Consider the following 6,171-nt stretch of genomic DNA (forward strand, 5'->3'; position numbering starts at 1 on the left):
CGGGGCGGTCACCCAGGCTGGGCGCCACCGGGGCGGCCACGCTGGGCAGCGGCCTGGCCACGGCAGGCGCAGCCGGCACGGACACCGCCGGCGCAGCCTTGGCCGGCGTGGCGAGTGCGCCCAGCACGTCGCCCTTGGTCACGCGGCCATCCTTGCCGGTGCCGGGCACCGAACCCGAGGCGAGGTTGTTGTCGGCCATCAGCTTGGCGGCTGCGGGCATGGCCACGCCACTCTTGCTGGCACTGGCTGCGGCAGGCACTGCTGCGGCGGCGGCAACGGGTGCCGGCGCGGGGGCTGCGGCAGGGGCGGGAGCCGCGGCTCCGGCCTTGCCTTCGGTGTCGATCTTGGCGATGACTTCATCGCTCACGACGCTGGAGCCGTCTCCTTTGACGATCTCGCCCAGCACGCCAGCCGAAGGCGCCGGAACTTCGAGCACCACCTTGTCGGTCTCGATCTCGATCAGGATCTCGTCCATGGCCACGGCTTCGCCGGGCTTCTTCTTCCACTGCAGCAGGGTGGCCTCGGCCACGGACTCGGAAAGCTGCGGAACTTTGACTTCTACGATTGCCATTTCAATTCTTTCTTTGGTTCACCCCGCGCGAGTGGCTGTCTTGACGCAGCCGAGCGCACGAACGATGGCGGCGCAGGGCGGCCGCCATCGCTTGTGTGAACCTCATTTGGTGAGGACGAAGCCCTTGAGCTTGCCGAATGCCTGGTCGAGCAGCGCCTTTTGCTGCTCCTGGTGCAGGTGCGAGTAGCCGACGGCCGGCGAGGCGGAGGCCGGCCGTCCGGCATAACCGAGCTTCTGGCCGTCGAGCATGTTCTCGTGGATGTAGTGCTGCACGAAGAACCAGGCACCCTGGTTCTGCGGTTCGTCCTGGCACCACACCACCTCGGTGGCGTTCGGGAACTTCTTCAGCTCGGTGGAGAAGGCCTTGTGCGGGAACGGGTAGAGCTGCTCCACGCGAATGACCACCGTGTCGAAGGACTTCTTCTCGTCGCGGCGCTTCATCAGGTCGTAGGCGACCTTGCCCGAGCACGCGATCACGCGCTTGACCTTCTGCGGGTCGATCTCGGGGTTGCTCGGGCCGATGACGGTGCGGAACTCACCCTTGGTGAACTCGGCCAGCGGCGACGACGCATCCTTGGCGCGCAGCAGCGACTTGGGCGTCATGATCACCAGCGGCTTGCGGAACATGCGCACCATTTGCCGGCGCAGCAGGTGGAAGATCTGGCTCGCCGAGGTGGGCTGCACGACCTGCATGTTGTTGTCGGCGGCCAATTGCATGAAGCGCTCGAGCCGAGCCGAGCTGTGCTCAGGGCCTTGGCCTTCGTAGCCGTGCGGCAGCATCATCACGAGGCCGTTGGCACGGCCCCACTTGACTTCGCCGGAGGCGATGAACTGGTCAATGACGACCTGCGCGCCGTTCACGAAGTCGCCGAACTGCGCTTCCCAGATCACCAGGGTGTTCGGGTCGGCCGAGGCGTAGCCGTACTCGAAGCCGAGCACGGCCTCTTCGGACAGCAGTGAGTCGATGACGACGAACGGTGCCTGGTTGTCGGCGATGTGCTGCAGCGGCGTCCAGGTGCCTTCGTCCCACTTCTCGCGGTTCTGGTCGTGCAGCACGGCGTGGCGGTGGGTGAAGGTGCCACGGCCACAGTCTTCGCCCGACAGGCGCACCGGGTAGCCACTGGCCACCAGCGAGGCGTAGGCGAAGTGCTCGGCCATGCCCCAGTCGACATTGATCTCGCCGCGGCCCATGGCAGCGCGGTCGGCGAGCACCTTCTCGACCAGCGGGTGGGCCTTGAAGTTGACCGGCAGCGACGTGATGCGCTCGGCCAGGCGCTTGATCTCGGCGAGCGGCAGCGCCGTGTCAGCCGAGTCGGTCCACTTCTTGTTGAGGAAGGGCGACCAATCGACGGCGTACTTGCTCTTGTAGTTGGTCAGCACCGGGTCGACGGTGTGCTTGCCCGCCTCCATGGCGGCGCGGAAGGCCTTGACCATGTCGTCGGGGCCGTTCGCCGGCAGCACGCCCTGCGCGACCAGCTTGTCGCCGTAGAGCTTGCGCGTGCCCGGGTGCTGGGCGATCTTCTTGTACATCAGCGGCTGCGTGAGCGCCGGCGTGTCCTGCTCGTTGTGGCCGAGCTTGCGGAAGCAGACGATGTCGACCACCACGTCCTTGTTGAACTCCTGGCGGTAGTCGAGCGCGAGCTGGGTGCACAGCACCACGGCTTCGGGGTCGTCACCGTTCACGTGCAGCACGGGTGCTTCGATCATCTTGACCACGTCGGTGCAATACAGCGTGGAGCGCGTGTCGCGCGGGTCGCTGGTGGTGAAGCCGATCTGGTTGTTGATGACGAGGTGCAGCGTGCCACCCGTGTAGTAACCGCGCGTCTGTGCCAGCGCGAGAGTTTCCATCACGACGCCCTGGCCGGCGAAGGCCGCGTCGCCGTGCACCAGCACGGGCAGCACGGTGTCGCCTTCCTTGTCGCCGCGGCGGTCCAGGCGGGCCTTGACCGAGCCTTCGACCACCGGGTTGACGATCTCCAGGTGCGAGGGGTTGAACGACAGGCTCAGGTGCACCGGGCCGCCATCGGTGGTGACGTCGCTCGAGAAGCCCTGGTGGTACTTCACGTCGCCCGAAGGCAGGTTCTCGGGGGCGGTGTGGTCGAACTCGGCGAACAGGTCGCGGGGCATCTTGCCCAGGGTGTTGACCAGCACGTTCAGGCGGCCGCGGTGGGCCATGCCAATCACGATCTCCTGCACGCCCTTGATGCCGGAGCGCTGCACCACCTCGTCCATCGAGGCGATGAAGCTCTCGCCGCCTTCGAGCGAGAAGCGCTTCTGGCCGACGTACTTGGTGTGCAGGTAGCGCTCCAGGCCTTCGGCGGCGGTCAGGCGGTCGAGGATGTTCTTCTTCTCGTCGGCCGTGAAGTTGGGCTTGGAGCGGATGGCTTCGAGCTTCTGCTGCCACCAGCGCTTCTCGGCCGGCTCGGTGATGTGCATGAACTCGGCGCCGATCGGGCCGCAGTAGGTTTCGCGCAGTGCCTGCACGATCTCGCGCAGCGTCTGCTGCTCGGCGGTCGTGAAATAGGTGTTGGTGGCGCTGAACGTGATGTCCATGTCGGACTCGCTCAGGTCGTAGAACGCCGGCTCCAGCTCGGGAATCTTGGGGCGCTCCTGGCGCTTGAGCGGGTCGAGGTCGGCCCAGCGGGCGCCGAGCGAGCGGTAGGCGGCGATCAGCGACTGGACGTGAACCTGCTTGCGCGCCACGGCGAGCTCGGTGGCACTGGCCTTGACGGCGAAGGCGTTGGCCTTGGCACGCTGGGCGAAGGATTCGACGACCGGCGCATGGGCCACGTCGCGGGCCTCGGAGCCATCGGTGGCGGGAACGTTCTGGAGGGCGTCGAAGTACGTGCGCCAGTTGTCGGGCACGGACCCGGGGTTGTCGAGGTAGGCCTCGTACATCTCTTCGACGTAGGGCGCATTGCCTCCGAACAGGTACGAATTGGACCTGTATTCCTGCATCATTTCGCTCACCTTTCGCTCCGGTTTCCGGGGCTGTAGTGGGTTGATAAACCTTCCGCGACACGGCTAGACCGACTGGCGGATTGCGACCCGCCTTGACTGAGCAAGGGGACGGGAAGGACCTGAAAAGTCTGGGCGCGACTGTAACACCGGCCCGGAACCGCTGCCACATCGCTGGATTGGACTATCTGACGTTTCTCACAATGCGAACAGGGACAAATCTGCTGTTCGCATGCACCGCGTGATCCACATCCACCCCGAGGCCGCCCCCAAGCCGGCCCAGGGCGAGCCATGCAATGGCTGCGGGGTGTGCTGCCTCACCGAGCCCTGTCCGGTGGGCATGCTGGTCAGCCGCAAGCGGCGTGGCGCCTGCGCGGCCTTGCGCTGGGACGGGGAAACAGGCCGCTACCGCTGCGGCGTGGTCAGCGAGCCGCAGCGCCACACTGCGCCGCGCTGGCTGGCCGCGATGGCCGCCCGCTGGGCGATGCGCATGATCGCCGCGGGCCAGGGCTGCGACTGCGACCTCACGGTCGAGGCGGCACAGCCCTGAAGGCGGGGCCGGTCAGGCCAGCGCCAGGCGGCGGCGGGCCGCCTTGTACTCCTCGGACAGTCGGGCGACCAGTTCGCGCGCCGGCACCACCTTCTTCACGGCACCAATGCCCTGGCCCGAACCCCAGATGTCCTTCCAGGCCTTGGGCTTGGCCCGCTCGGAGCCGAAGCTCATCTTGCTGGCGTCGCTGACTTCCAGGTTGTCGGGGTCGAGGCCTGCAGCGCGGATCGACGGCGCCAGGTAGTTGCCATGCACGCCGGTGAAGAGGTTGGAGTAGACGATGTCGTCTGAGCTCCCTGCGACGATGGCCTCCTTGTAGGCATCGGCAGCGCGTGCTTCTTCGGTCGCGATGAAGGCCGTGCCGATGTACGCGAAGTCGGCGCCAAGGGCCTGGGCGGCCAGCACGGCATCGCCGGTGGCGATGGAGCCGCTCAGCGCGAGCGGGCCGTCGAACCACTCCCGGATCTCGGCGATCAGCGCGAACGGGCTCTTCACCCCGGCATGGCCGCCAGCACCGGCGGCCACGGCGATCAGGCCGTCGGCACCTTTCTCGATCGCCTTGTGCGCGTACTTGTTGTTGATGATGTCGTGCAGCACCACGCCGCCCCAGGCGTGCACCGCCTGGTTCACGTCCTCCCGCGCACCCAGCGAGGTGATGATGATGGGCACCTTGTACTTGGCGCACAGCGCCATGTCGTGATCGAGCCGGTCATTGCTCTTGTGCACGATCTGGTTGATGGCAAAAGGCGCGGCCGGCTTGTCCGGGTTGGCCTTGTTGTAGGCGGCCAGCGTCTCGGTGATCTCGGCCAGCCATTCGTCCAGCAGCTCGGCGGGGCGGGCGTTCAGCGCCGGCATGGAGCCCACGACACCTGCCTTGCACTGCTCGATCACGAGCTTGGGGTTGCTGATGATGAAGAGCGGCGAACCAATGATGGGCAGCGGCAGGTTCTGCAGAACGGGAGGCAGGGCCACGGGAGGTCTCCGGAGAATGGTTGGACGAGAAGCGGGACGAGTGTGCGCGGCACACCCGCCCGGGGCAGTCACTGCTGCGACAAGCTCAGAAGGCTTCGAGCGCCAGCGCGGTCACGCTGTCGGCGCCCTCGACGATCGCATCGCGGATGCCGGGCACGCGGCTCAGGATGTGATCGGCGTAGAAGCGTGCCGTCGTCACCTTGGCGTTCAGGAATGCGGCATCACCCTCGCCCGCCTTCAGCTGCGACTCGGCCACCAGCAGCGCGCGCGCCAGTTGCCAGCCCGCCATCAGGTTGCCGGCCAGCATCAGGTACGGCACCGAGCCCGCGAACACGGCATTCGGGTTGCCCTTGGTGCCACCGGCCACGAAGTCGACCACCTGCTCGAAGGCCACGCGGGCCGCCTTCAGGCGGGTCAGCATGGCGCGTGCCGCCACGCTGTCGCGCTTGGCCAGTTCGGCTTCGGTGCCGGCGATCTGCTGTGCGATGGCCTTGGCCGTCTGGCCGCCGTCGCGTGCCGTCTTGCGGCCCACCAGGTCGTTGGCCTGGATGGCGGTCGTGCCTTCGTAGATGGTCAGGATCTTGGCGTCACGGTAGTACTGCGCCGCGCCGGTCTCCTCGATGAAGCCCATGCCGCCGTGCACCTGCACGCCCAGGCTCGTCACCTCCAGGCTCATCTCGGTGCTGTAGCCCTTCACCAGCGGCACCATGAACTCGTAGAAGGCCTGGTTCTGCTTGCGCACCTCGGCATCGGGGTGGGCGTGGGCCGCGTCGTAGGCCGCGGCGGCGGTCAGCGCCATGGCGCGGCAGCCTTCGACCTGCGCGCGCATGGTCATGAGCATGCGCTTCACGTCCGGGTGATGAATGATGGGCGCGCTCTTGTTGATGGAGCCGTCGACAGGGCGCGACTGCACACGGTCCTTCGCGTAGGCCACGGCCTTCTGGTAGGCGCGCTCGGCAATCGCAATGCCCTGCACGCCAACAGCGTAGCGCGCCGAGTTCATCATGATGTACATGTACTCCAGGCCGCGGTTCTCCTGGCCGACGAGTCCCGCGACGGCACCGCCGTGGTCGCCGTACTGCAGCACCGCGGTCGGGCTGGCCTTGATGCCCAGCTTGTG

At 66.9% G+C, this 6,171-nt stretch carries 5 protein-coding genes; 1 reads left to right on the forward strand and 4 read right to left on the reverse strand.

Going from position 1 to position 6,171, the window contains the following annotated elements:
- A partial coding sequence (locus tag VFL64_RS14745) for a biotin/lipoyl-containing protein (RefSeq protein WP_489541139.1) occupies positions 1-571 on the reverse strand: 571 nt, incomplete at its 3' end.
- A 102-nt stretch (positions 572-673) separates the two neighbouring features.
- Positions 674-3,532 carry a 2-oxoglutarate dehydrogenase E1 component gene (locus tag VFL64_RS14750; protein ID WP_489541143.1) on the reverse strand — a complete coding sequence of 953 codons (2,859 nt, stop codon included), beginning with the start codon at positions 3,530-3,532 and terminating at the stop codon, positions 674-676.
- Between the two features lie 229 nt (positions 3,533-3,761).
- Here VFL64_RS14750 and VFL64_RS14755 point away from each other — a divergent pair, with 229 nt between their 5' ends.
- Positions 3,762-4,079: a hypothetical protein gene (locus VFL64_RS14755; protein WP_489541140.1), complete on the forward strand. Its 318-nt coding sequence runs from the start codon at positions 3,762-3,764 to the stop codon at positions 4,077-4,079.
- Between the two features lie 12 nt (positions 4,080-4,091).
- On the opposite strand, the gene VFL64_RS14760 is transcribed toward VFL64_RS14755, so the two are convergent.
- Both VFL64_RS14760 and VFL64_RS14765 read right to left on the reverse strand, forming a co-directional pair.
- A complete protein-coding gene (locus tag VFL64_RS14760) occupies positions 4,092-5,051 on the reverse strand; it encodes an NAD(P)H-dependent flavin oxidoreductase (RefSeq protein WP_489541141.1) in 960 nt (319 codons plus the stop codon).
- Between the two features lie 85 nt (positions 5,052-5,136).
- Positions 5,137-6,171, reverse strand: a 1,035-nt coding sequence (locus VFL64_RS14765; protein WP_489541142.1) for an acyl-CoA dehydrogenase family protein, incomplete at its 5' end; no start/stop codon positions are given.

Origin of the sequence: Rhizobacter sp. (assembly GCF_035702065.1) — a bacterium.
Taxonomy (GTDB): domain Bacteria; phylum Pseudomonadota; class Gammaproteobacteria; order Burkholderiales; family Burkholderiaceae_C; genus Rhizobacter.

What these genes read in the sequence shown, in the direction of transcription:
- VFL64_RS14750 (WP_489541143.1), bottom strand. Translation starts at nt 3,532, where the DNA reads ATGATGCAGGAATACAGGTCCAATTCGTACCTGTTCGGAGGCAATGCG.
- VFL64_RS14755 (WP_489541140.1), top strand. Translation starts at nt 3,762, where the DNA reads ATGCACCGCGTGATCCACATCCACCCCGAGGCCGCCCCCAAGCCGGCC.